The sequence below is a fragment of the Amycolatopsis japonica genome (genome assembly GCF_000732925.1).
Classification (GTDB): Bacteria; Actinomycetota; Actinomycetes; order Mycobacteriales; family Pseudonocardiaceae; genus Amycolatopsis; species Amycolatopsis japonica.
In genome coordinates, this window is the sequence record NZ_CP008953.1 from 7,790,367 (window position 1) to 7,811,674 (window position 21,308).

Here is a 21,308-nt window from a genome sequence, read left to right on the forward strand (position 1 = left end):
CTCAGCCGGGCAGGCCCAGCAGCGTGCCGAGGGTGGGCAGGCTGACCCCGGGGCTCTGCAGGACGCTCGGCATGCCCTGCGCCGCGCGCAGGCTGGCCAGCTCCTCGGCCGAGCGGCCCGCGTTCGCCGCGACGTCGCCTTCCGACGGGATCTGCGGGACCCCGTTGTACGGCACGTTCTGCGAACCGCGCACGTTGATCGGGCTGCCCTTCGGCTCGGCGCAGTATGCGTCGTCCTTCGGCGCGCGAGGCGTCGTGTCGGTGCCTTCGCGGTACTTGTCGAGGCCGATGTAGCCCTTGGTGCACGAAGGCGGGTTGAACAGGTTGAGCGCGAGGCCCAGGTGCGCGGTGCCGTCGTTGGCGACGCTGTTCGCGCCCGCGGCCAGCATCGGGTACGTCACCAGGCCCTGTTCGAGCCCGTCGAGCCGGGTCACCAGCAGATTCGACGTCGTGAGCAGGTTCGCCGTCAGCGCGCCCAGCCCCGGTCCGGATTCGGCGAGCACCTCGCTGATCTGGGTCGCCACCTGCGGGGTGATCCCGATCAGCTTCCGGATGTCGGCGTCGGAGTTCTTCAGCGTGCCCGAGAGCTTGTTGAGGTCCGCGCTGAACGACTTCATGGAGCTCGACATCTCGTTCTGCGTTTCGAGGACCTGCCCGCCCTTTTCCAGCAGCTGGATCGTCTGCGGCAGGTACTCCTGCGCGGTCGTGGTGAAGCTCCGCGCGGTGTCGAGCAGCCGCTGCAGGTCCGGGCCGGTGCCGTTGAAGGCGTTGTACGACTCGTCGACGACCTTGCGCAGCGAGTCGGTCGGCACCGAGGCCGCGAGGCTGTCGAGGTCGCCGATGAGCTGCTCGGTCGGCACGGGCGTCTTGACCTTGTCGGCCGGGATGACCGAACCCGCGTTCAGGAACGGTCCCTTGTCGCTCTTGGGCTTCAGGTCGACGAACTGTTCGCCGACCGCCGACCGGTTCGCGACGACGGCGTCGAGATCGGCGGGCACCTGCGGGGCGTCCGGTGAGATGTTGAGGTCGGCTTCCAGCCCGGTCTTGGTCAGGCGCAGCTCGCCGACCCGGCCGATGTTGAAGCCGCGGTACGTGACCTCGGCGTTGGTGAAGATGCCGCCGGATTGCTTGAGCTGCAGCTTCACCGTGTAGCCCTCGTCGCCGAAGACCTGGCCGAGCCCGGCGAACCGGATCAGCGCGTACACGATGGCGACCACGGAGATGATCGCGAACGCGACCAGCTGGATCTTCGTCCTACGGACCAGCATCAGCCGGCACCTCCCGAAAGCACGCCGAAGATACCGGCGGGTCCGGTCTGTTGCGGCTGCCCGCCACCCTGCGGCGCGCTCGCCTGGCCGCCGGCGACACCGCCGACGCTGTCCGGGATCGGCAGCGGCGGATTCGCCCCCGGTCCCTCCGTCCCGCCGGTGAGGCCCGGCACCGGGATGACGTCCTGGAGCGGGTTCTGACGGCTGCGGCCGAGGTTCTTGAGGATCTCGTTCAGGTTCAGGTCGATCTTCGCGAACAGGTTGAAGTAGTCGCCCTTGACGCCGTCGTAGGCGGCGTCGCTGAACGGGAAGGTCAGCAGGATCTCCAGCGCCTTCGGCAGATCCGCGCCAGCTTCGCCCAGCTTCTGCAGCGTCGGCTGCAGTGCCTTGAGGTCGGCGACGAGGTCTTCCTTGCTCTTGTTCACCGTGTCGACGGCGACACCGGAGAGGTGGTTGAGCGCGTTCAGCATGGTCACCAGCTGACCGCGCTGCTGCTCCAGCACACCGAGCCCGGGGCCGAGGTTGTCGACCGCGCCGACCAGCTTGTCCTTCTGGCCGTTCAGCGTGAGCGAGAGCCGGTTCAGCCCGTCGAGCGCCCGCGTGATGTTCGCGGACTGCTTGTCGAGGTTCGTGACCAGCTCGTTGGTGTTGTTCAGCAGCGCCTTGAGCTCCGGCGAGCGGCCGGTGGTGGCGTTGTTGAGTTCCTTGGTGATGGTGTTGAGCTGTTCCACCCCACCACCGTTGAGCAGCAGCGAAAGCGCGCCGAGCAGTTCCTCGACCTCGACGCTGCGGTTCGTGCGGGCCAGCGGGATCACCGCGTTGTCGGCGAGCTTGCCCTGTCCGTCGGGGGGTGCGGCCAGCTCGACGTACTTCTCGCCGAGGAGGCTCGACTGCTTGACATTGGCGAGCGCGTTCGCCGGCAGTTTCACGTCGCCGTTGACCCGCAGGGTGACCTCGGCGTTCCAGCCGTCCTGGGTCAGGCCGATCGCTTCGACGCGACCGATGGCGACCTCGTTGACCTTCACCCCGGCCTGCGGGGTCAGGTCGAGGACGTCGCGGAACTGCACCTTGACGGTGTACGGGTGGTCGCCGAGCTCGGCGCCACCGGGCAGCGGCACGTCGTAGATCCCGCTGAACCCGCAGCCGCTCAACGTCAGCGCCGCGACGGTCCCGACGGCAACGAGGGCAAGTTTCCTGTTCATCACTTCGCCGCCGTTCCGTAGAGCTGACCCGCGATCGGGAGCGGCAGCGGCGGCAGCTGGCCCGCCTGCGACGACTGGATCACCTGCGCGATGGACGGCAGCGGAACCAGCCCGTCGACCAGCCCGGCGACGCCCTTGCACGCGTCGCCCAGCGCGTCGAGCGCGTCCGGGGTCTGCTTCAGCAGGTTGCACACCATCACCAGCGGCGGCTGGGTGAGCTCGTTGAGGTTGGCCCGCGCGTCGAGCGTGCCCGACGAGGCGTTGTAGGTGTTGACCAGGTTCCCGAGACCGACCGGGGCGACGTCGAGGATCTCGGCGAGCGCGCCGCGCTGGTCCACGAGCACCTTGGTCACACTGGCCAGCATGTCCACATTGGACTTGAGCCGGTCGCGGTTCTTCTCGATGAACGCCTGCACCGCGGTGAGCGTGTCCGACAGCTGCTTCACCGTCGCCGAGAGGTTTTCCCGCTCCCCCGCGAGGAATCCGCTGACGTCGGCCAGCTGCCGCTCGAAGTCGCGGACCTGCTTGTCGCTGTTCACCAGCGTCTTCGAGAAGGAGCCGAGGTTCTCGACGGTCTTGAACAGGTCGTCCTTGTTGCCCGACAACGTGCCAGCGGCCTGGCCGAGCTTCGTGATCGTGTCGTGCAGCGCCTGCCCGTTGCCGTCGAAGTTCTTCGCGGCGGTGTCGAGCAGGTTCGACAGCGAACCGTTCTTGTTGGCGCCGTTGGGCCCGAGCGACTTGCTGACCCGGGAGAGGCTGGCGGCGAGCTCGTCGACCTCCAGCGGGACCTCGGTGCGGTCGAGGCCGATGACGGCGCCGTCGGCGATCCGCGGTCCGCCCTTGTACGCCGGGGCGAGCTGCACGTAGCGGTCGCTGACCAGTGACGGCGACACGATGATCGCCTTCGCGTCGGCGGGCACCGCCACCGAACGGTCGTATTCGAGTTCGACGCGGACCTGGTTGCCCATCGGCTGGATCTTGGTGACCGTGCCCATGTCCACGCCGAGCATGCGGACACTGTTGCCTTCGTAGAGGCCGACGGTGCCCGCGAAGTACGCGGTCACGTGATTGCGGCCGGCGTCCTTGAGCGTCCACCACAGCGCGCCGGCGACGACCAGCGCGAGCACGATCGCGATGGTGAAGCCGCGCGCGAGGCTGGAACCGAGACGGGTACTCATTTCTCGTAGCACCCCTTGTCGTTGATCGGCCCGAACGACGGCAGGACCAGTCCGCAGATGTAGTTGTCGAACCAGCGGCCGTTGCCGATCGTGTTCGTGAACACCCGGATGAACGGCGCGAACCGCGCGATGCCCTGGCCGAGGGCGTCCTGGTTGCGCTGCAGCATCGAGGTCAGCTGGTCGAGCTGGGCGAGCACCGGGTCGAGCTGCGCGTCGTTGTCGTCGACCAGGCCCTTGAGCTGGGTCGCGAGATTGCGCGAGCCGTCCAGCAGCGCGGAGATCGCCTCCTTGCGCTTGGCCACCTCGCCGAGCAGCTTGTTGCCGTCGGCCAGCAGCTTCTGGAACTCGGCGTCCCGGTCGACGAGCGTCTGCGAGACCTGCCGCGTGTTCGCGAGCAGGCTCGACAGCTGCGAGTCCCGTTTGGCGATGGTGTCCGAGAGGCGGGAAAGGCCGGTCAGGGCGCCCTTCACGTCGGCCGGGGTGTCGGCGAAGGTCTCCGTGATGACGTCGAAGCTCTTCGCCAGCTGCGTCGTGTCGATGTCATCGACGGTCTGCGAAAGACCGCGGAAGGCGTCGAGGACGTCGAACGGCGACATCGTGCGCTCACGCGGGATGGTCGCGCTCGGGTCGAGCGTGCGCTGCCCCTGCGGGTCGAGCGCCAGGTACTTCTGGCCGAGGACGGTCTTGATCTTGATCGCCGCGCTGGTCTTGTCGCCCAGCCAGGCGTCCTTGACCTTGAACGAGATCCGGACCTTGTCGCCGTCGAGCTTGATCTCGGAGATCTTCCCGACCTTCACACCGGCGACCCGGACGTCGTTGTCCTCCTGCAGACCCGAAGCCTCGCTGAAGTCCGCGGTGTAGGTCGTCCCGCCGCCGATGACCGGCAGGTCCTCGGAGTTCAGCGCGGCGATGAAACCGAGCAGCAGCACCGAGATACCGACCAGCGCGATCGGGATCGGATTGCGTTTCTGGAACGACTTCATGCCGTGCACCTCGCCCGGTTCACCGGCAGCAGCGGCAGGTTGATCGGCTCGTTGATCAGCGGAGGCAGGGCGACGGCTCCCGTCATCTCACAGGCGAAGAAGTTGAACCAGGAGCCATAGTCGGCGGTGCGGGTCAGCGCCGTCACCTTCTGCGGCAGGAACTGGATGAAGTGCTCGACGATCGGCTGGCTGTCGTTGAGGTTCTTCGTCAGCGTGCCGAGCGCGGCGATGTCCTGCTTGAGCGGCTCACGGGCTTCACCGAGCAGACCGGAGGTCGTCTTGGCGAGGGTGCCGAGCGAGTCGATGGCGTCGCCGATCGGCTCGCGGTCCGCGGCCAGCCCGGAGACCAGCTGCTGCAGCCTGACGATCAGGTCGTTCAGCTGCGGCGTGTGCGCGTTGACCGTGTCGAGCACCGAGTTCAGGTTGTCGATGACCTCGCCGATCACCTTGTCCTTGTCGGAGATCGTGGTGGCCAGCGACGCGGTGTGCTTCAGCAGGCTTTCGACCGTGCCGCCCTCGCCCTGCAGGACCTGGATGACCTCGTAGGACAGCTTGTTGATGTCGTCCGGGTTGAGCGCGGTGAACAGCGGCTTGAACCCGTTGAACAGCTGCGTCAGGTCGAGCGCGGGCGTGGTCCGCTCCAGCGGGATGTTCCCGCCGGGCTCCAGGTTCTTGCCGGAGGAGTCGGTGCCCTGCCCGAGCGAGACGTAGCGCTGGCCGACCAGGTTCCGGAACTTGATCTGCGCGGTGACCCCGGCGGGCAGTTTGCGTCCGGCGTCCACTTCGAACTCCACCTCGGCCTGGCGGCGGTCGACGATGCGGACGTCCTTGACCTGCCCGACCCGGACGCCGGCGATGCGGACGTCGTCGTTGGGCAGCAACAGGGTGGCGTCGCTGAACCGCGCCTTGTAGGCGTTGGTGCTGGTGGTGTTCACGTTGGCGATGCTGATCCCGAGGATGGTCGTGAACAGCACGGTGACCACGATGAAGGCGCAGAGCTTGATCAGCGGAGCGAGCAATCCCCTCACTGGACGTGCACCTCCGCTCCCCGGTAGAGCGGGCCGACGAGCAGCGATCCCCAGCCGGGCACGTCCGAGGCGGACATGCCGACCTGCGGCGCGACCAGCTGCGCGAGGAAGTCCGATTCGGACGCGCTGTAGGACGGGCTACCGCCTGGCGCTCCTCCGCCGTTGTAACCGCCGACGTTCGCGAAGCCGTTCGACGGCGAAAGGCCGTCGTTCGCCGAGCGTGCCGGCTGTTTGACCGTGCTGCCGTCCTTGATCGGACCGTCCGGAGGGTACTGCGGGAACGGGTCCGGGAACTGCTTCAGGTCGTAGCAGCGCGGACCGCGTTTGTCCTCGAACCGCGGCTCGTCCTTGCCCGGCAGGTACGGCCCGCGGTTGACAGTGACCTCGATGGTCGCGTGCAGACCGGGCCGGTCGGTGCCCTTGCCGAGCGCCTTGTCGATCTTCGGCAGGTTGGCCGCCATCTGCCCGATCACGCACGGGTATTCCGGCGCGTACTTCGCGAGCAGCTCCGCCGTCGGGCGGGCCGTGTCGGCGAGCCGGATCAGGTTGTCGGCGTTGTTCTGCAGGAACGTCTGCAGATCGACCGAAGCCTGCGTGACGCTGCCGTAGAGGTTCGCCAGGTTCATCTTCTGGTCCACCACGGTGCGGGTGGTGGTGCTCAGGTTGTCCAAGGTCTGCACCAGGTCCGGGGCGACGGCGTTGAGGTTGTCCGAGAACTTCGCGAGCTCTTTGAGGTTCTGCTGGAGCTTCGGCTCGTGCGGGTTCAGCTGCCCGACGTAGTCACCGAGCTGCGCGAGGGTGTCGCCGAGCTGGTCACCGCGGCCGTTGAGGGCGGTGGAGATCGCCGAAAGCGTGCTCGACAGCTTCTGCGGCTGGACCGCCTGCAAGACCGGCATCAGATGAGCGAAGGCCTGCTCCAGCTCGACCGCGCCGGACGTACGGTCCTGAGTGATCACGTCGCCTTCGGCGATCGTCTTCTCCGACGGCGCGTCCGGGATCTCCAGGGAAACGAAACGCTCACCGAACAACGTCTTCGGCAGGAATCGCGCCGAAACGTTCTGCGGGATCAGTTTCGCCGACTCGGGATTCAGCGCGAGCGTGAGCTCGGCACCGTCCGGCGTCGCGGCGATGTCCTGGACCGAACCGACGATGAGGCCGCGGACCTTCACATCGGACTGCTTCAGCAACTGGTTCCCGATGTTGCCCGACTGGAGCTTCACGCTGACGACGGGCGTGAACGCCCTTTGATACAGCGCGATGCTCAGCGCCACCCCGCCGATGAGCACGGCGACCAGAAGCAGGCCCAGTAGCCTGCGCCGGACTGTCGCGATCATCCTGCGATCCTCACCGTGACGTCGGTTCCCCAGATCGCGAAACCGATGAAGAAGTTCATGATGGACACCGTGACGATGCTCAGCCGGACCGCTTTACCGACGGCCACGCCGACACCGGCGGGGCCACCGGAGGCCCGGTATCCGAAATAGCAATGGGACAGGATGATCAAGACGCTGAACAACAGCACCTTGATGAACGAATACAACACATCCTGTGGTGGTAGGAACAGGTCGAAATAATGGTCGTAGGTACCCGCTGACTGGTTGTAGATGTAGATAACGACCAACCGCGACGCGAGATACGAACTCAGCAGGCCGATGACGTACAGCGGGATGACCGCGACGAAACCGGCGATGATCCGCGTCGTCACCAGGTACGGGAGGCTCGGCACCCCCATGACCTCGAGCGCGTCGATCTCCTCCGAGATCCGCATGGCGCCCAGCTGGGCGGTGAAGCCCGCGCCGACGGTCGCCGAAAGCGCGAGGCCGGCGACCAGCGGGGCGATCTCGCGGGTGTTGAAGAACGCGGTCAGGAAGCCGGTGAAGGCCGAGGTGCCGATCGAGTTCAGCGCCGAGTAGCCCTGGAGACCGACGAGGACACCGGTGAACAGGGTCAAGCCGACCATCACGCCGACCGTGCCGCCGATGACGGCGAGCGAGCCGGAACCGAAGCTCACTTCGGCGAGCAGCCGCAGGACTTCTTTCATGTAGCGGCGAAGCGTCCTCGGCGTCCACAGCAACGCGCGGCCGTAGAACGACATCTGGTCACCGAGGTTGTCCAGTGTCTGCAAAGGACGGTTAGCGACCCGCTTGGCGCCTTGGAGGAAGGTCATGCGTCAGTCCAGCTTTCCGGGCACGATCTGCAGGTAGATCAGCGTGATCACGAAGTTCACCACGAACAGCATGAGGAACGTGATGACGACCGACTGGTTCACCGCGTCGCCGACACCCTTCGGGCCGCCGGACGGGTTCAGTCCCCGGTAGGAGGCGACGACCGCGGCGATGAAGCCGAAGATCAGCGCCTTCAGCTCGCCGACCCAGAGGTCCGGCAGCTGGGCCAGCGCGGAGAAACTCGCCAGGTACGCACCCGGCGTCCCGCCCTGGAGGACGACGTTGAAGAAGTACCCGCCGAGCACGCCGATGACGCTGACCATGCCGTTCAGCAGGAGCGCCACCAGCATCATCGCGAGCACACGCGGCACGATCAGCCGCTGCACCGCGGAGACGCCGAGCACCTCCATGGCGTCGATCTCTTCACGGATGGTCCGCGCGCCGATGTCCGCGCAGACCGCGCTACCGCCGGCGCCCGCGACCAGCAGCGCCGTGACCAGCGGACTGGCCTGCTGCACGGTGGCGAGCACCGACCCGGCGCCCGTGTAGGACTGGGCGCCGAGCTGGCGGGCGAGCGAACCGAACTGCAGCGAGATGACCGCGCCGAACGGGATCGCGACGAGCGCCGTCGGCAGGATCGTGACACTCGCGATGAACCAGGCCTGCTGGATGAACTCCCGCAGCTGGAACGGGCGCTGGAAGATGCCACGAACGATGTCGAGGCCGAGAGCGAACAGGTTCCCGGTCTCGCGCACCATGCCGATTCCGGGGATCTTCGCCGATGAAGCGGGAGAGCTCACGCGCCACCTGACCCCGGATCTTGTGGCCGCAAGCGGTGGTTGCCCGCTCTCCCGGGGTGCGGGATGTGGGCGACCTGGTCGTCGGGCAGCTGGCCCTGGTGGTGGTTCGGGATCGAGCTGTCGACCGGCGCCGACCGGTGGCCGGCGGTGGCGAGACGCTGCGGGCGGACGCCGTAGCGCTGCTGCTCCTCCGGCGAAAGCGACTCGATGATGCTCTGCTGCGCCTCGGGCGGCAGGCCGTGCAGGATCTGCATGACGCGGTCCTTGCGGCGGACCGCGCCCATCCGGGTGGGCACGCCGGGCGTCGGCTGCATCTGCGGCGGCACCCCGCTGACGTCCTCGACACCGCCCGCGTGGTGACCGGCCTCGAACATCGCGCGCTCCGCGGCGAGCTGGGCCGAGTCCTTCTCCTCGCTCATGCCGATGGGGCCGTCCATCTTGCCGTTGAGGAACTGCTTGACGACCGGCTCCTCGCTGGTCAGCAGCACCTCGCGCGGGCCGAACATGACCAGTTCCTTGCGGAAGAGCATGCCAAGGTTGTCCGGGACGGTGCGGGCGAGGTTGATGTTGTGCGTGACGATCAGGAACGTCGCGTCGATCTGTGCGTTGACGTCCAGGAAGAGCTGGGAGATGTAGGTGGTGCGGACCGGGTCGAGACCGGAGTCCGGCTCGTCGACCAGGATGATCTGCGGGTCCAGCACCAGCGCGCGGGCGAGGCCGGCGCGTTTGCGCATACCGCCGGAGATCTCGCCGGGCAGCTTCTTGTCGGCGCCGTTGAGACCGGTCATCTCGAGCTTCTCGAGCACGATCCGGCGGACCTCGGTCTCCGACTTCTTCGTGTGCTCCCGCAGGGGGAAGGCCACGTTGTCGTAGAGGTTCATCGAGCCGAACAGCGCGCCGTCCTGGAAAAGGACGCCGAAGAGCTTGCGTACCTCGTAGAGCTGGTGTTCGGAGCACGTCACGATGTCGACGCCGTTGATCATGCACCGGCCCTTGTCGGGCTTGAGCAGACCGATCATCGACTTCAAGAAGACGGACTTACCGGTTCCGGACGGTCCGAGCATCGCCGAGACCTCGCCCGGAGGCAGGGTCAGCGTGACGTCCCGCCAGATGGCCTGCTTACCGAAGGACTTGGAAAGACCTTCGATGACCACCTCGGCACCCATCGCACCTCCAGGAGCTGTTCCGCGTCGTCGCGCACTGCCTTCCCGTGCCACTGGCCCGAGAGGACGCATGCGTTCGCGCAGCGATACCCGCGTCAACCAGGTGCAACGAGCTGAGTGCGAACAGGTTACTCGCCAGTTTTCTTTTCTGGCCAGACCCGCGGGTAACTTTTCGCACAGCCCGCCGCCTGCCCGTGCACCGCTTGCAGCACCGTAGTGCACGTCACTCCCGCGCGCAGATCCACGACCTGCCCCGGCCCAGGCCGGATCGCGTTTAGGGGGCTAAACGCAGGTCAGGCCTCCAGGGCACCTCCGCGCCACACGGATCGCGTTTCGCGGGCTAAACGCGATCCGGCGCCTGGGCGCACCCGAATGCTTAGCCTTGCTACGCGTCGCGATTAGGGGGCTAAACGCAGGTCGTGGGCACAGCGAAGGGGCGGGCACCCGTGTGGATGCCCGCCCCTTCGACGGTGCTGCGGTAGGCGCTGACGCGCCCGAGATCACTTGATGGCGATCTTGGCGCCCGCGGCCTCGAGCTTCTCCTTGGCGGCCTCGGCGGCCTCCTTGTCGACCTTCTCCAGGAGGGCCTTGGGAGCGGCCTCGACCAGCTCCTTGGCCTCCTTCAGGCCCAGACCCGAGACGACCTCACGGACGACCTTGATGACCTGGATCTTCTTGTCACCGGCGGACTCGAGAACGACGTCGAACTCGTCCTGCTCCTCGGCGGCCGCGGCGGGGGCGGCACCCGGGGCGGCGGCGACGACGGCAGCCGGGGCGGCCGCGGTCACGTCGAAGGTGGTCTCGAATTCCTTGACGAACTCGGACAGCTCAAGAAGGGTGAGCTCCTTGAAGGCGTCGATCAGCTCGGCGGTGCTCAGCTTCGCCATGGTGGCTTTCCTCTCTGAAACGAACTAAAAGTTCGGGGTGGGGGGTGTTCAGCTCTCGGCGGGTGCTTCGGCTGCTTCGGTACCGGCGTTGCGCTGCTTCTCCTCCAGCGCGGCAGCCAGGCGAGCGACCTGGGACGCCGGCGCCTGGAACAGCGCGGCGGCCTGGGACAGCTTCGCCTTGAACGCGCCCGCCGCCTTGGCGAGCAGGACCTCACGGCTGTCGAGATCGGCGATCTTGGTGATCTCGTCCACGGACAGCGTCTTGCCGTCCATGTAGCCGCCCTTGATCACAAGCGCGTTGTTGTCCTTCGCGAAGTCGCGAAGCGCCTTCGCGGCGTCAACAGCTTCACCTTCGACGAAGGCGATCGCGGTCGGGCCGACGAACAGGTCCTCGAGACCCTCGATGCCGGCGTCCGTGGCGGCACGCTTGACGAGGGTGTTCTTCGCGACCCGGTACTTGGCATTGGTGCCGAGAGCGCGGCGCAGCTGGGACAGCTGGGACACGGAGAGGCCGGTGTACTGGGTAACGACTGTGGCCGAGCTGCTGCGGAAGCTCTCCGCGATCTCGGCGACGGCCGCCTCCTTGTCGGGCTTCGCCATGGTCGCCTCCTCTCTTGGCTAGTGGTCCACTGGCCTTGAGAGCCCTGAAACGACGAAACGCCCCGGCGCAGACAGGCGCGGGGCGTCAGGGCACACGACGACATGCATCGTGGGCGAGCCTCGTTCCTCCTGCGCGGGTCGCCCGCCCTAGCGGGGCCTTCGTTCTCCAGGCCGTATGACCAGGAGAAGACCAGCGGTCTTCGGTAGAACCTTGACAAGGGTACGTGACCCTCTTCCGCCCTCCGCACGGACCCCCTTCCGGAGCGCGTTTAGCGGGCTAAACGCGACCGGCGGAGTGCGCGGGTGGCCTCGCGAGGCATCATGGTGACGTGGCGGAGCAGCGTGATGACGGAAAGCCGGGCAGCGAGCCCGGCACGGACATCGAGCCCAAGGCGGGAGGTCAGCCCGCGCCCCGGCTGGATGAGGAGCAACTGCGCCAGTTCCAGCAGTTTCAGCAGTTCCAGGACTATCTGAAGTTCACCGAGGCGCAGCAGCAGGGCCTCGTGCCGTCACAGACCACGCAGCCCGTGACCCAGCACTACGGCGGGCAGCCACCGGCGCCTCCGGGCCCGCCGCCCGGCGAACTCGTGCACGCCCCTCGCCCGCGCATGCCGCGCTGGCTGCGACGTCTGGGCGGGAAGCTCCTCGCCTGGATCATCGTGATCGTGCTGCTCTGCGTCGGCGCCACCATCGTCTACCGGCAGATCTTCCCGAGCGACGCCGGGCAGGACACGGCGACGTTCGTCCAGGGCGGCGGCGGCAAGCACCACACCAACCAGGTGCTCTCGACCAATCCTTGGGAAGCCGTGCGGGCCATCTACGACACGATCGGCAAGCCGTACCCGCCCGCCACCCGCGTCGAAAAGGTCTGCCTGTCGATGAGCGAACAGGCGCAGGCCCAGTTCGCCCGCGACCTCGGCTATCCGGACTGCGCGACCGCCGTGCCGGCGCTGAACGCCAAGGTCACCGACATCACGCCGTACATCTACGCGGTGCGCCCGATGTCGAGCGTGGTCCCGCGGCAGAACCTGACGATCCACTCGTGCTGGTACAACATCCGCGGTGGCCCTCTCCTGGGCAGCTTCACCCTGCAGGAAGTCGAGATGGGCCAGTGGCTGATCACCGGCCACGCGAACTCTCCCGACCCCTGCCCCGCCCCACCCACCGGCAACTGACCTGCACGTCTTCCCCCACAGATCGCGTTTAGCCCGCTAAAGGCGACGCGCCCGCCAGATCGCGATTAGCCCGCGAAACGCAGGTCCGCACCCGGATCGCGATTAGCCCGCGAAACGCAGGTGCGGGCGCCGGATCGCGATTAGGGGGCTAAACGCAGGTCGCGTCAGAGGTCGTGCGAAGTCAGGAAGCCGGTGAGGGCGGAGCCGAAGGCGGGGTGCATGACGGCGGCCATGTGATCGCCGGGGACGCGGACGAGGCGGGCGCCGGCGATGGCGGCGGCCAGGCGTTCGGGTTCCGCGGCCAGCGGATCGGTGTCCCCGGCGAGGATCAGGGTCGGCACGGCGATCGCCGTCAGGTCCAGTTTCGGATTCGCCGTCCCGCGCGCGACGGCCGCCAGCGCGATCCGGTCCGCCCGCAAAGCGTCGGCTAGCGCCCGGAAAGGCGCCGAAGACGGCGGAAGCGTCGAAGGGTCCGAAGCGAGCAACGCCTCGCTGATCGCCTCAGGCGTGACGACGCGGGTGTCGACGCCGCCGAAGTCGACGATCCCTGACCCGACCCCGCCGATCGCGAGGCACCGGATCCGCGGGTCCGCGGCCACCGCGCCGAGTGCGATCATCGCGCCCATCGAGTAGCCGACCATCGACACCTCGTCGAGCCCCAGGGAGTCGAGCAGCGCCGACACGTCACGCACCATCGCGTCGTCGCCGTAGCTCGCCTCGTCGTGCGGTTTCGCCGACCGCCCGTGGCCGCGCGCGTCCAGGCTGATCACGGTCAGCCCCGCGTCCTGGAGGGTGTCGACGACGCCGGGAGCGATCCAGTTGGCGTTCGTGTCCGCGGCGAAGCCGTGCTGCAGCAGTACCGGACGCCCACGGCCTTCCCACACGGTGTAGCTCAGCTGAAGCCCGTCGAAGGACGCGAAGGTAGGCATGCCCTCCAGCAAACACGAAAAAGGGGCGGCCCCGCCGTAGCGGGACCGCCCCCTTCTCAGTGATGTCTAACTCAGACTCACGCGTCCTCGGAGAGGAGGTTGCGGGTGCGGGCCGGGTCGACCGGGACACCCGGGCCCATCGTCGTGGAGATCGTGACCTTCTTCAGGTAGCGACCCTTCGCCGACGACGGCTTGGCACGCAGGATCTCGTCCAGCGCGGCCGCGTAGTTCTCCACCAGCTTGTCGGTGTCGAACGAGGCCTTGCCGATGACGAAGTGCAGGTTGGCCTGCTTGTCCACGCGGAAGTTGATCTTACCGCCCTTGATGTCCGAGACGGCCTTCGCGACCGCGGGGGTCACGGTGCCGGTCTTCGGGTTCGGCATCAGGCCACGCGGGCCGAGGATGCGGGCGATACGGCCGACCTTGGCCATCTGGTCCGGCGTCGCGATCGCGGCGTCGAACTCGAGCCAGCCACCCTGGATGCGCTCGATCAGTTCGTCCGTGCCGACCACGTCCGCGCCGGCGGCCTCGGCCTCGGCGGCCTTGTCACCAACGGCGAAAACGATGACGCGAGCGGTCTTACCGGTGCCGTGCGGCAGGTTCACGGTGCCGCGGACCATCTGGTCGGCCTTGCGAGGGTCGACACCGAGGCGCATGGCGACCTCGACGGTGGCGTCCATCTTCTTGGAGGAGGTCTCCTTGGCCAGCTTCGCGGCCTCGAGCGGGGCGTAGAGCCGCTCGCGGTCCACCAGCTCAAGAGCCTGACGGTAGGCCTTGCTGTGCTTGGGCATTGCTTCTGTCCTTAACTCTTCAACGGATCAGTGTGGTGTTGGAGCCAGCACTGGCTCTCCCACGGTGGTGCTGGGTGGAACTCAGTCGACGACCGTGATGCCCATCGAACGGGCGGTGCCGGCGATGATCTTCGCGGCCTGGTCGATGTCGTGCGCGTTCAGGTCGGATTCCTTGGTCTTCGCGATGTCGCGGACCTGGTCCCAGGTGACCTTGGCGACCTTGGTCTTGTGCGGCTCGCCGGAACCCTTCTCCACGCCCGCGGCCTTCAGCAGCAGCTTCGCGGCCGGCGGCGTCTTGAGCTTGAAGTCGAACGTGCGGTCTTCGTACACGGAGATCTCGACCGGGACGACGTCCCCGCGCTGCGACTCGGTCGCGGCGTTGTAGGCCTTGCAGAACTCCATGATGTTGACGCCGTGCTGACCCAGCGCGGGGCCGACCGGCGGCGCGGGGTTGGCCGCACCCGCCTTGATCTGCAGCTTGATGATCGCCGCAAGCTTCTTCTTCTTGGGTGGCATTTCGTTTGTTCCTTCTTACTGACTTGAGTCCCCCGCACACCTGCCAGTACGCGGGGACTGCCGGCCGTCTGGCGGCCGTCAGATCTTGGAGACCTGGTTGAACGACAGCTCGACCGGGGTCTCCCGGCCGAAGATCGACACCAGGACCTTCAGCTTCTGTCCGTCCACGTTGACCTCGGAGATCGTCGCGGGCAGCGTCGCGAACGGGCCGTCCATGACGGTGACCGACTCGCCGACCTCGAAGTCCACCTCGACCGCGGGGGCACCCAGCTGCGACTCGGCGGAAGCGGCCTCGCCCTTGCCGGGCTTGGCGGGGGCGGCCGTCTCGACCTTGGGCGCGAGGAACTTGAGCACCTCGTCCACGGTCAGCGGCGACGGACGCGACGTGGCGCCGACGAACCCGGTGACACCCGGCGTGTTGCGCACCGCGCTCCACGAGGCGTCGTTCAGGTCCATGCGGACCAGGATGTAGCCGGGCAGCACCTTGCGCTGCACCTGCTTGCGCTGGCCGTTCTTGATCTCGGTGACCTCTTCGGTCGGGACCTCGATCTGGAAGATGTAGTCCTCGACGTCCAGCGTCTGGGTCCGGGTCTCGAGGTTGGTCTTCACCTTGTTCTCGTAACCCGCGTACGAGTGCACGACGTACCACTCACCGGGAGCGGCGTTGAGTTCCGCGCGCAGTTTGGCGACCGGGTCGACGTCCTCGTCGGCCTCGGGCGCGGCGGCGGTGTCGTCGTCCTCGGTGTCGTCGGTCTCGACGGACGCCTCGTCGGCCTCCGCGACATCTCCGGCTTCGTCGACCTCGTCGCCTGCGGCGGGCACCTCGACGGAGTCCAGGTGCTCGGACTGCTCGTCGCCGAGTGCCGCGTGCACCTGCTCGTCGGAAAGCTCGGTCAGCTCATGACCGGCTGCTGTGCCGTTCTCGGAGGTCACGTTCCGTCCTCTCAGTTGATCGGTTGCCGTGGCGCAGAGGCCACCGTGCGGCGCCCTCAGACACCGCGAACGGCTGCCTCAGCTGCCGAAGACGGCACCGACGACCTCTTTGAAGGCCAGGTCGAGGCCGCTCACCAGCGCCACCATGAACACCACGAAGACCAGCACCACCGCGGTGTAGGTGACCATCTGCTTGCGGTTCGGCCAGATGACCTTGCGCAGCTCGGCCCAGACCTCACGGATGAAGCGCATGAGCCGGGCGAAGATCGACGCCTGCTTCGGCTTGCGGTCGCGCTTCGGGGTCGCCGTGCCTTTGGCGTCCTTGGACTTCTCGGTCTTGTCCCCGGCCTTCGCCTTGCCGGCGGGGCGGGTCTTGTCGTCCGACTTGGCGTCGGCCTTACCGGACGGGCGCGCGGACGCACGGCGCTCACGCCGGGCAGCGGCGGTCACCGGGCGGGACTGCTCGTCGGGCTTCTGCCCGGCGTCGTCCTGCGCCTTCTCACCGCTGGCGTCGCTGTCGCTCACGACCACTCCTCCGCCTTCACCAGTTCGCTTACGCAGGGGTGACAGGACTTGAACCTGCAACCTGCGGTTTTGGAGACCGCTGCTCTGCCAATTGAGCTACACCCCTTTGGAACCCCGATGCTCTGGAGCTCCCGAGGACGCATTCCATCGTCCCCACCGCCGTGGCGGGGATGACCGTAGTGCGTTCCGAGACCAGAAGTCTACGGCAACCCCCGAACAGCTTCGCAACCGCGCCCCTCAAAGCGGCGCGGAGCAGCCTTCCGCGGGGAAACTCCCCCACGGCCGACCCCATGATCGTGCCACGATGTCGCCATGAGCGCTCCCGCACCCTCGCCTTCGCCCGCCGCTCGCGTTTCGGCCCGCATCGGCGGCATCACGCCGTCGGCCACGCTGGCCGTCGACGCGAAGGCCCGGGAGCTCAAGGCGCAGGGTCGTCCCGTGATCGGGTTCGGCGCGGGGCAGCCGGACTTCCCCACCCCGGCCAACGTGCTCGAAGCCGCCGAGGCGGCGGTCCGCGACAAGGTCAATCACGGCTACACCGCCGCGGGCGGGCTGCCGGAGCTGCGCGAGGCGATCGCAGCGAAGACCGTCCGCGACTCCGGGTTCGAGGTCGACCCCGGCCGCGTCCTGGTGACCAACGGCGGCAAGCAGGCGGTCTACTCGGCGTTCGCGACGCTGCTCGACCCCGGCGACGAGGTGCTGCTGCCCGCGCCGTACTGGACCACGTACCCGGAGTCGATCGCCCTCGCCGGCGGTGTCGGAGTGCAGGTCACGGCGGACGAGACGACGGGCTACCTGGCCACCGTCGAGCAGCTCGAAGCCGCCAGGACGCCGCGCACGAAGGTGCTGCTGTTCGTGTCGCCGTCGAACCCGACCGGCGCGGTGTACCCGCGCGAGCAGGTCGAGGCGATCGGGCGCTGGGCGCACGAGAACGGCCTCTGGGTGATCACCGACGAGATCTACGAGCACCTGGTCTACGACGGCGCCGAAGCGCCTTCGATGCCGGTCTTGGTCCCGGAGCTCGCCGACCGCACGATCGTCCTCAACGGGGTCGCGAAGACGTACTCGATGACCGGCTGGCGGGTGGGCTGGCTGCTCGGTCCGCAGGACGTGGTCAAGGCGGCGACCGCGTACCAATCCCACTTGTGCGGCAACGTTTCGAACGTCGCGCAGCGCGCGGCACTGGCCGCGGTGAGCGGGCCGCTCGACGCCGTTTTCGCCATGCGCGAAGCGTTCGACGCCCGGCGGAAGAAGGCGCTGTCCCTGCTTTCCGAGATCCCGGGAGTCGAGACTCCGGTGCCCCTCGGTGCTTTCTACGTTTATCCGTCGGTGAAAGCGTTGCTGGGCAAGGAGATTCGCGGCGAACGTCCGGCCGACACGGTGGCGCTGGCCGATCTGATCCTGCGCGAGGCCGAGGTCGCCGTGGTGCCCGGCGAGGCGTTCGGGACACCGGGCTACTTCCGGATTTCCTATGCCCTGGACGAAAACGATCTCGCCGAGGGGATCGCCAGGATGGGCCGTCTGCTCGCGGAAGCACGGTGACCGTGGTGCGCTTGGGAATCGCTCTTCCGCAGTACGGTCCCCTGGCGTCGATGGACGCCGTCACCGGTTTCGCCGCGGCGGCCGAGGAGCTCGGCTACGAGTCCTTGTGGGTCGGGGATCGGGTGCTGGCGCCGATCTCGCCGTCGGATTTCTACCCCGGCGGCACACCGGAACGGCCGTATCCGCCCGAATTCGTCACGTTCGCCGATCCGCTGATCCTGCTGACCGTCGCCGCGAGCGTCACGAACAAGGTCCGGCTGGGCACCAGCACGCTCACCGGGACGGTGTACCCGGCCGTGGTGCTCGCCAGGATGCTCACGTCACTGGATCAGGTGAGCGGTGGCCGTCTGGACGTCGGGCTGGGCATCGGGTGGCTTCGCGACGAGTACACGGCGACAGGCACACCCTGGAAGGGGCGCGGCGGGCAGCTGGAGGAGCTTCTCGACGTCCTCCGGAAGTTCTGGACCGGCGACCCGGTCGAGCACGAAGGCGAACGCTGGCGGATCCCGGCGTCGAAGGTGGGGTTGCGCCCGGCTCAGCGCCCTCATCCGCCGGTGTTGCTCGGCGGGCTGTCCCCGGTGGCACTGGATCGTGTCGGCCGTCGCGCGGACGGCTGGCTCCCGGCGGGACTGCCCGCGCCGTATCTCGCGAAGCTCTGGGGAACCGTGGTGACCGCGGCCGAGAAGGCGGGCCGCGACCCCGGCACGCTGCGCCGGGTGCTGCGGATCAACCCGAAGCCGGGAACGGACCTCAAGGACGTCGCGGCCCAGCTGGAAGCGGCCGCCGAAACCGGGATCGCCGAAGCCTTCGTCGACCCGCACTACCTCGCGCGGGACGTCACGCACGCCCTCGATCTCGCCGCCGAGCTGCGCGACCTCGTCCCGAACGGCTGAAGGCCCTCCCCGTTCGCCGGGAAGGGCCTTCAGAACGTCAGGATTCGCCGTCGGCGAGCTGGACGAGCGCGTGGGCCTTCGCGGCGTACTTCCAGTTGCCGAGGTCCCGGATGGTCTTGATCTTGAGCTCGGCGAGGAGTTCGTCGTGCTTCTTGGTCAGGCCTTCGAGCGCGGACGGCGGCGCGTCCAGCAGCTCACCGATGCCCTTGTCCTCCCATGCCTTGTCCACCAGCTTGTTCAAGTTCAGGCTCACGGTTTTCCGCCTTTCCTCGGGGGCAGGTACGCGCACCACCCTGAACGTGATCCACGTCTCAGGCAACCGGAGATCACCCGTTCACGCTGAGTTCACCGACGGTCGGACCGATGACAAACGTGACCCAGGTCGCGTACAACGAACGGGTGACGCAGCGGAGAACGGGCGGCGGCTGCCTCTTCCTGGTGATCGTGCTGTCCGTCCTGGGGATCGCTTACCACCTTTGGGAGCGTGGAACGGCGGTGACTCCGCCGGGGGTCACCACTTCGGACGGCGCGGGCCGGTACGTGGCGCTGGGCGACTCCTACACGGCCTCGCCGGGCACCGGACGGCCCGTGGGCGCGCCGGCGGGCTGCGATCGCTCGGACAACAACTACCCGAGCCTGCTCGCCGCGAAGCTGCGTCCGGCCGAGTTCGTCGACGTCAGCTGCGGCGGCGCCACGACCGAGCACCTCACCGGCGAGCAGAAGACCCGCGACGGCACGAACGCTCCCCAGCTCGATGCCGTCGACGGCGACACGACGCTGGTGACCGTCGGGATAGGCGGCAACGACGTGGGCTTCGCCGGCTTCGCGAGCCAGTGCGCGACGCAGGTGCAGACCGCTTCGCCCTGCAAGACCCAACTGACCGCGGGCGGACGCGATCAACTCGCCGAACGGATCACCGCCGCGGCGGACCGGCTCGGCGGGATCCTGGACCAGATCCGTGCGAAGGCCTCTTCGGCGCGCATTGTGGTCGTGGGGTACCCGACGGTGCTTCCGGACGACGACGCCGGCTGCTGGCCCGTCCTGCCGGTCGGCGCGGGGGACGTGGCCTACTTCCGCGACTCGCTCAAACGGCTCAACACGGCGTTGCAGGACACCGCGAAGGCGCACGAAGCCGGCTTCGCCGACATGTCGACCGCGAGCAAGGGGCGGGACATGTGCAGCGCCGCGAACCGGCGCTGGGTCGAGGGCCCCGCGCCGTCGGTGCCCGCGGCGCCGCTGCACCCGAACGCCCGGGGTGCGGCGGGGATGGCGGAGGTCCTCGAGAAGCTGCTCAAGCTCGCGTAGAGCAAGGGACCTTTGCTACCACTTACTTAGGCACGCTAAGCGAGTGGTAGCAAAGGTCCCTTGCTCCCCGGCGTCAGTTGCGGACGACCGCCTGCGCCTTGCCGAGAACGGCCTTGCCCTCGAACTTGGCGGTGATGTCGACGCGGGCGGTGCCGTCGTCGTTGACCACGGCGACCTTCCCGGTGAACTCGATCGTCGCCGCGCCTTCGTTCGGCACGACCACAGGGCGCGTGAAGCGCGCGAAGTAGTCGACGAGGCGTCCGGGGTCGCCGAGCCAGTCGGTGACGAGCCTCGCGCCGAGCGCCATGGTCAGCATCCCGTGCGCGATGACGTCGGGAAGGCCGACCTCCTTGGCGAAGGCCTCGTTCCAGTGGATGGGGTTGAAGTCGAGCGACGCGCCGGCGTAGCGCACCAGCTGGTCACGGGTGACGTCGATGGTCAGCGGCGTCAGTTCTTCCCCGACGGTGAACGTGCTCACGCGTCCTCCCCTCGGACCACGAGCTGGGCGTTCGTGGTGGCGATCAGGCCGCCGTCGGCGCCGGAGATCTCGGCGCGCAGGTTGATGAAGTCGTTCCCGGCGCGGGCCATGATGTTGTCGATATGCGTGGTGAGCGACAGGACGTCGCCCGCGTGCACCGGCCGCGTGTAGGTGAACCGCTGATCGCCGTGGACCATCCGCGAGTAGTCGAGACCCAGCTCGGGGTCCGAGACGATCGCGTTGATCGAGGCGAGGTTGATGATCGTCAGGAACGTCGGCGGCGCGATGACGTCGGGGTAGCCGGCCGCCTTCGCCGCTTCGGGGTCGCGGTAGAGCGGGTTCGTGTCGCCGAGCGCGTCGGCGAACTCCCGGATCTTCTCGCGACTCACTTCATAGGTACTGGTCGGCGGGTACACCCGCCCGGTGAACGACTGGTCCAAGGCCACCCGAGCAGGCTACCGAACCCGAAAAATACCCGAAGCCGCCCTGGTGACCAGGGCGGCTTCGGGTAAGACAGGTAGAACCGCTAGACGCTCAGCGGGTCTCTTTGTGAGTCCGGTGCGTACCGCAGTTCGGGCAGAACTTCTTCATCTCCAGGCGATCCGGGTTGTTGCGCCGGTTCTTCTTGGTGATGTAGTTGCGGTGCTTGCACTCCTCACACGCGAGCGTGATCTTCGGTCGCACGTCAGTGGCAGCCACAGCATTTCCTTCTCTACTAGGCCTGGGATACCCAGGATTACCGCGTAGCGGTGGCCGGACTTGAACCGGCGACACAGCGATTATGAGCCGCTTGCTCTGCCAGCTGAGCTACACCGCCTTACATGAACCTGGCCGCGACACGCTTGCGTGACGCGGCTGAGGTTCTGAGCCCCTTTACGGAATCGAACCGTAGACCTTTTCCTTACCATGGAAACGCTCTGCCGACTGAGCTAAAGGGGCCTGGCCTCT

Annotated in this window: 24 protein-coding genes and 3 tRNA genes; 4 read left to right on the top strand and 23 right to left on the bottom strand. The window is 67.6% G+C overall.

Features of this window, described 5'->3' with window-relative positions; genetic code table 11:
• Position 1: 1 nt before the first annotated feature.
• The 11 genes from AJAP_RS35970 to rplJ all read right to left on the bottom strand — a co-directional run bounded on the left by AJAP_RS35970 (position 2) and on the right by rplJ (position 11,273).
• Positions 2-1,267, bottom strand: coding sequence for an MlaD family protein (locus AJAP_RS35970; RefSeq protein ID WP_038519876.1), 1,266 nt, complete (start codon positions 1,265-1,267; stop codon positions 2-4).
• Complete coding sequence (locus AJAP_RS35975) at positions 1,267-2,469, bottom strand: MCE family protein (protein WP_038519878.1); 1,203 nt, start codon at positions 2,467-2,469, stop codon at positions 1,267-1,269. The genes AJAP_RS35970 and AJAP_RS35975 overlap by 1 nt, the downstream gene beginning before the upstream one ends.
• On the bottom strand, positions 2,469-3,647 hold the full coding sequence (locus AJAP_RS35980; protein WP_038519880.1) for an MCE family protein: 1,179 nt from the start codon (positions 3,645-3,647) through the stop codon (positions 2,469-2,471). Before AJAP_RS35980 ends, AJAP_RS35975 begins: the two co-directional genes overlap by 1 nt.
• Entirely contained in the window at positions 3,644-4,630 is a 987-nt protein-coding gene (locus tag AJAP_RS35985) for an MCE family protein (RefSeq protein WP_038519881.1), read from the bottom strand. The genes AJAP_RS35980 and AJAP_RS35985 overlap by 4 nt, the downstream gene beginning before the upstream one ends.
• Positions 4,627-5,658: an MCE family protein gene (locus AJAP_RS35990; RefSeq protein ID WP_038519884.1), complete on the bottom strand. Its 1,032-nt coding sequence runs from the start codon at positions 5,656-5,658 to the stop codon at positions 4,627-4,629. The genes AJAP_RS35985 and AJAP_RS35990 overlap by 4 nt, the downstream gene beginning before the upstream one ends.
• Positions 5,655-6,992, bottom strand: coding sequence for an MCE family protein (locus AJAP_RS35995; protein ID WP_083650015.1), 1,338 nt, complete (start codon positions 6,990-6,992; stop codon positions 5,655-5,657). The genes AJAP_RS35990 and AJAP_RS35995 overlap by 4 nt, the downstream gene beginning before the upstream one ends.
• Positions 6,989-7,825, bottom strand: coding sequence for an MlaE family ABC transporter permease (locus AJAP_RS36000; RefSeq protein WP_016331063.1), 837 nt, complete (start codon positions 7,823-7,825; stop codon positions 6,989-6,991). The genes AJAP_RS35995 and AJAP_RS36000 overlap by 4 nt, the downstream gene beginning before the upstream one ends.
• A 3-nt stretch (positions 7,826-7,828) precedes the next feature.
• On the bottom strand, positions 7,829-8,581 hold the full coding sequence (locus tag AJAP_RS36005; RefSeq protein ID WP_125732839.1) for an MlaE family ABC transporter permease: 753 nt from the start codon (positions 8,579-8,581) through the stop codon (positions 7,829-7,831).
• Positions 8,582-8,619: 38 nt separating this feature from the next.
• Positions 8,620-9,789 (bottom strand): ABC transporter ATP-binding protein, encoded by a 1,170-nt coding sequence (locus AJAP_RS36010; protein WP_038519889.1) that lies wholly within the window; start codon positions 9,787-9,789, stop codon positions 8,620-8,622.
• A gap of 497 nt (positions 9,790-10,286) precedes the next feature.
• On the bottom strand, positions 10,287-10,673 hold the full coding sequence (gene rplL / locus AJAP_RS36015; RefSeq protein WP_037332742.1) for a 50S ribosomal protein L7/L12: 387 nt from the start codon (positions 10,671-10,673) through the stop codon (positions 10,287-10,289).
• 48 nt (positions 10,674-10,721) lie between these two features.
• On the bottom strand, positions 10,722-11,273 hold the full coding sequence (gene rplJ, locus AJAP_RS36020; RefSeq protein WP_034304192.1) for a 50S ribosomal protein L10: 552 nt from the start codon (positions 11,271-11,273) through the stop codon (positions 10,722-10,724).
• A gap of 329 nt (positions 11,274-11,602) precedes the next feature.
• On the opposite strand from rplJ, the gene AJAP_RS36025 reads away from it, so the two are divergent.
• Positions 11,603-12,448, top strand: a complete 846-nt coding sequence (locus tag AJAP_RS36025) for a hypothetical protein (RefSeq protein ID WP_038519893.1) — start codon at positions 11,603-11,605, stop codon at positions 12,446-12,448.
• Between the two features lie 164 nt (positions 12,449-12,612).
• Here AJAP_RS36025 and AJAP_RS36030 read toward each other — a convergent pair whose 3' ends face one another.
• The 6 genes from AJAP_RS36030 to AJAP_RS36055 form a co-directional block, all read right to left on the bottom strand.
• Positions 12,613-13,377, bottom strand: coding sequence for an alpha/beta fold hydrolase (locus AJAP_RS36030; RefSeq protein ID WP_038519895.1), 765 nt, complete (start codon positions 13,375-13,377; stop codon positions 12,613-12,615).
• A gap of 77 nt (positions 13,378-13,454) precedes the next feature.
• Positions 13,455-14,168, bottom strand: a complete 714-nt coding sequence (gene rplA / locus AJAP_RS36035) for a 50S ribosomal protein L1 (protein ID WP_037332749.1) — start codon at positions 14,166-14,168, stop codon at positions 13,455-13,457.
• Positions 14,169-14,249: 81 nt separating this feature from the next.
• On the bottom strand, positions 14,250-14,684 hold the full coding sequence (gene rplK / locus AJAP_RS36040) for a 50S ribosomal protein L11 (protein ID WP_005152062.1): 435 nt from the start codon (positions 14,682-14,684) through the stop codon (positions 14,250-14,252).
• 78 nt (positions 14,685-14,762) lie between these two features.
• Positions 14,763-15,617 carry a transcription termination/antitermination protein NusG gene (nusG, locus tag AJAP_RS36045; protein ID WP_038519897.1) on the bottom strand — a complete coding sequence of 285 codons (855 nt, stop codon included), beginning with the start codon at positions 15,615-15,617 and terminating at the stop codon, positions 14,763-14,765.
• A gap of 78 nt (positions 15,618-15,695) precedes the next feature.
• Entirely contained in the window at positions 15,696-16,148 is a 453-nt protein-coding gene (gene secE / locus AJAP_RS36050) for a preprotein translocase subunit SecE (RefSeq protein ID WP_037332751.1), read from the bottom strand.
• Positions 16,149-16,175: 27 nt separating this feature from the next.
• Positions 16,176-16,248: transfer RNA gene (locus tag AJAP_RS36055), tRNA-Trp, on the bottom strand.
• 206 nt (positions 16,249-16,454) lie between these two features.
• On the opposite strand from AJAP_RS36055, the gene AJAP_RS36060 reads away from it, so the two are divergent.
• Positions 16,455-17,684 (top strand): pyridoxal phosphate-dependent aminotransferase, encoded by a 1,230-nt coding sequence (locus AJAP_RS36060; RefSeq protein ID WP_038519900.1) that lies wholly within the window; start codon positions 16,455-16,457, stop codon positions 17,682-17,684.
• On the top strand, positions 17,681-18,577 hold the full coding sequence (locus AJAP_RS36065) for a TIGR03619 family F420-dependent LLM class oxidoreductase (RefSeq protein WP_038519903.1): 897 nt from the start codon (positions 17,681-17,683) through the stop codon (positions 18,575-18,577). Before AJAP_RS36060 ends, AJAP_RS36065 begins: the two co-directional genes overlap by 4 nt.
• A 37-nt stretch (positions 18,578-18,614) precedes the next feature.
• Here the strand turns inward: AJAP_RS36065 and AJAP_RS36070 are convergent, their stop codons facing one another.
• Entirely contained in the window at positions 18,615-18,830 is a 216-nt protein-coding gene (locus AJAP_RS36070; protein ID WP_037332758.1) for a hypothetical protein, read from the bottom strand.
• 119 nt (positions 18,831-18,949) lie between these two features.
• Between AJAP_RS36070 and AJAP_RS36075 the strand changes: the two genes are divergently transcribed.
• On the top strand, positions 18,950-19,882 hold the full coding sequence (locus AJAP_RS36075) for an SGNH/GDSL hydrolase family protein (RefSeq protein ID WP_148311752.1): 933 nt from the start codon (positions 18,950-18,952) through the stop codon (positions 19,880-19,882).
• A gap of 73 nt (positions 19,883-19,955) precedes the next feature.
• Here the strand turns inward: AJAP_RS36075 and AJAP_RS36080 are convergent, their stop codons facing one another.
• The 5 genes from AJAP_RS36080 to AJAP_RS36100 all read right to left on the bottom strand — a co-directional run bounded on the left by AJAP_RS36080 (position 19,956) and on the right by AJAP_RS36100 (position 21,299).
• Entirely contained in the window at positions 19,956-20,360 is a 405-nt protein-coding gene (locus tag AJAP_RS36080; RefSeq protein ID WP_016331051.1) for a MaoC family dehydratase, read from the bottom strand.
• Positions 20,357-20,806: a MaoC family dehydratase N-terminal domain-containing protein gene (locus AJAP_RS36085; protein ID WP_037332761.1), complete on the bottom strand. Its 450-nt coding sequence runs from the start codon at positions 20,804-20,806 to the stop codon at positions 20,357-20,359. The genes AJAP_RS36080 and AJAP_RS36085 overlap by 4 nt, the downstream gene beginning before the upstream one ends.
• An 88-nt stretch (positions 20,807-20,894) precedes the next feature.
• Positions 20,895-21,059 carry a 50S ribosomal protein L33 gene (gene rpmG / locus AJAP_RS36090; RefSeq protein WP_005152047.1) on the bottom strand — a complete coding sequence of 55 codons (165 nt, stop codon included), beginning with the start codon at positions 21,057-21,059 and terminating at the stop codon, positions 20,895-20,897.
• A gap of 45 nt (positions 21,060-21,104) precedes the next feature.
• Positions 21,105-21,177, bottom strand: a tRNA-Met gene (locus AJAP_RS36095).
• 49 nt (positions 21,178-21,226) lie between these two features.
• Positions 21,227-21,299 (bottom strand) — tRNA-Thr (locus AJAP_RS36100).
• Positions 21,300-21,308: the final 9 nt, after the last annotated feature.

Bases quoted from the DNA above. Each gene is read 5' to 3' on its own strand.
- AJAP_RS36030 (WP_038519895.1), bottom strand. From the start codon at position 13,377: ATGCCTACCTTCGCGTCCTTCGACGGGCTTCAGCTGAGCTACACCGTG.
- AJAP_RS35995 (WP_083650015.1), bottom strand. From the start codon at position 6,992: ATGATCGCGACAGTCCGGCGCAGGCTACTGGGCCTGCTTCTGGTCGCC.
- AJAP_RS36010 (WP_038519889.1), bottom strand. From the start codon at position 9,789: ATGGGTGCCGAGGTGGTCATCGAAGGTCTTTCCAAGTCCTTCGGTAAG.
- AJAP_RS36000 (WP_016331063.1), bottom strand. From the start codon at position 7,825: ATGACCTTCCTCCAAGGCGCCAAGCGGGTCGCTAACCGTCCTTTGCAG.
- AJAP_RS35970 (WP_038519876.1), bottom strand. From the start codon at position 1,267: ATGCTGGTCCGTAGGACGAAGATCCAGCTGGTCGCGTTCGCGATCATC.
- AJAP_RS35985 (WP_038519881.1), bottom strand. From the start codon at position 4,630: ATGAAGTCGTTCCAGAAACGCAATCCGATCCCGATCGCGCTGGTCGGT.
- rplJ (WP_034304192.1), bottom strand. From the start codon at position 11,273: ATGGCGAAGCCCGACAAGGAGGCGGCCGTCGCCGAGATCGCGGAGAGC.
- AJAP_RS36060 (WP_038519900.1), top strand. From the start codon at position 16,455: ATGAGCGCTCCCGCACCCTCGCCTTCGCCCGCCGCTCGCGTTTCGGCC.
- rplL (WP_037332742.1), bottom strand. From the start codon at position 10,673: ATGGCGAAGCTGAGCACCGCCGAGCTGATCGACGCCTTCAAGGAGCTC.
- AJAP_RS36005 (WP_125732839.1), bottom strand. From the start codon at position 8,581: ATGGTGCGCGAGACCGGGAACCTGTTCGCTCTCGGCCTCGACATCGTT.
- rplA (WP_037332749.1), bottom strand. From the start codon at position 14,168: ATGCCCAAGCACAGCAAGGCCTACCGTCAGGCTCTTGAGCTGGTGGAC.
- rplK (WP_005152062.1), bottom strand. From the start codon at position 14,684: ATGCCACCCAAGAAGAAGAAGCTTGCGGCGATCATCAAGCTGCAGATC.
- AJAP_RS35980 (WP_038519880.1), bottom strand. From the start codon at position 3,647: ATGAGTACCCGTCTCGGTTCCAGCCTCGCGCGCGGCTTCACCATCGCG.
- AJAP_RS35975 (WP_038519878.1), bottom strand. From the start codon at position 2,469: ATGAACAGGAAACTTGCCCTCGTTGCCGTCGGGACCGTCGCGGCGCTG.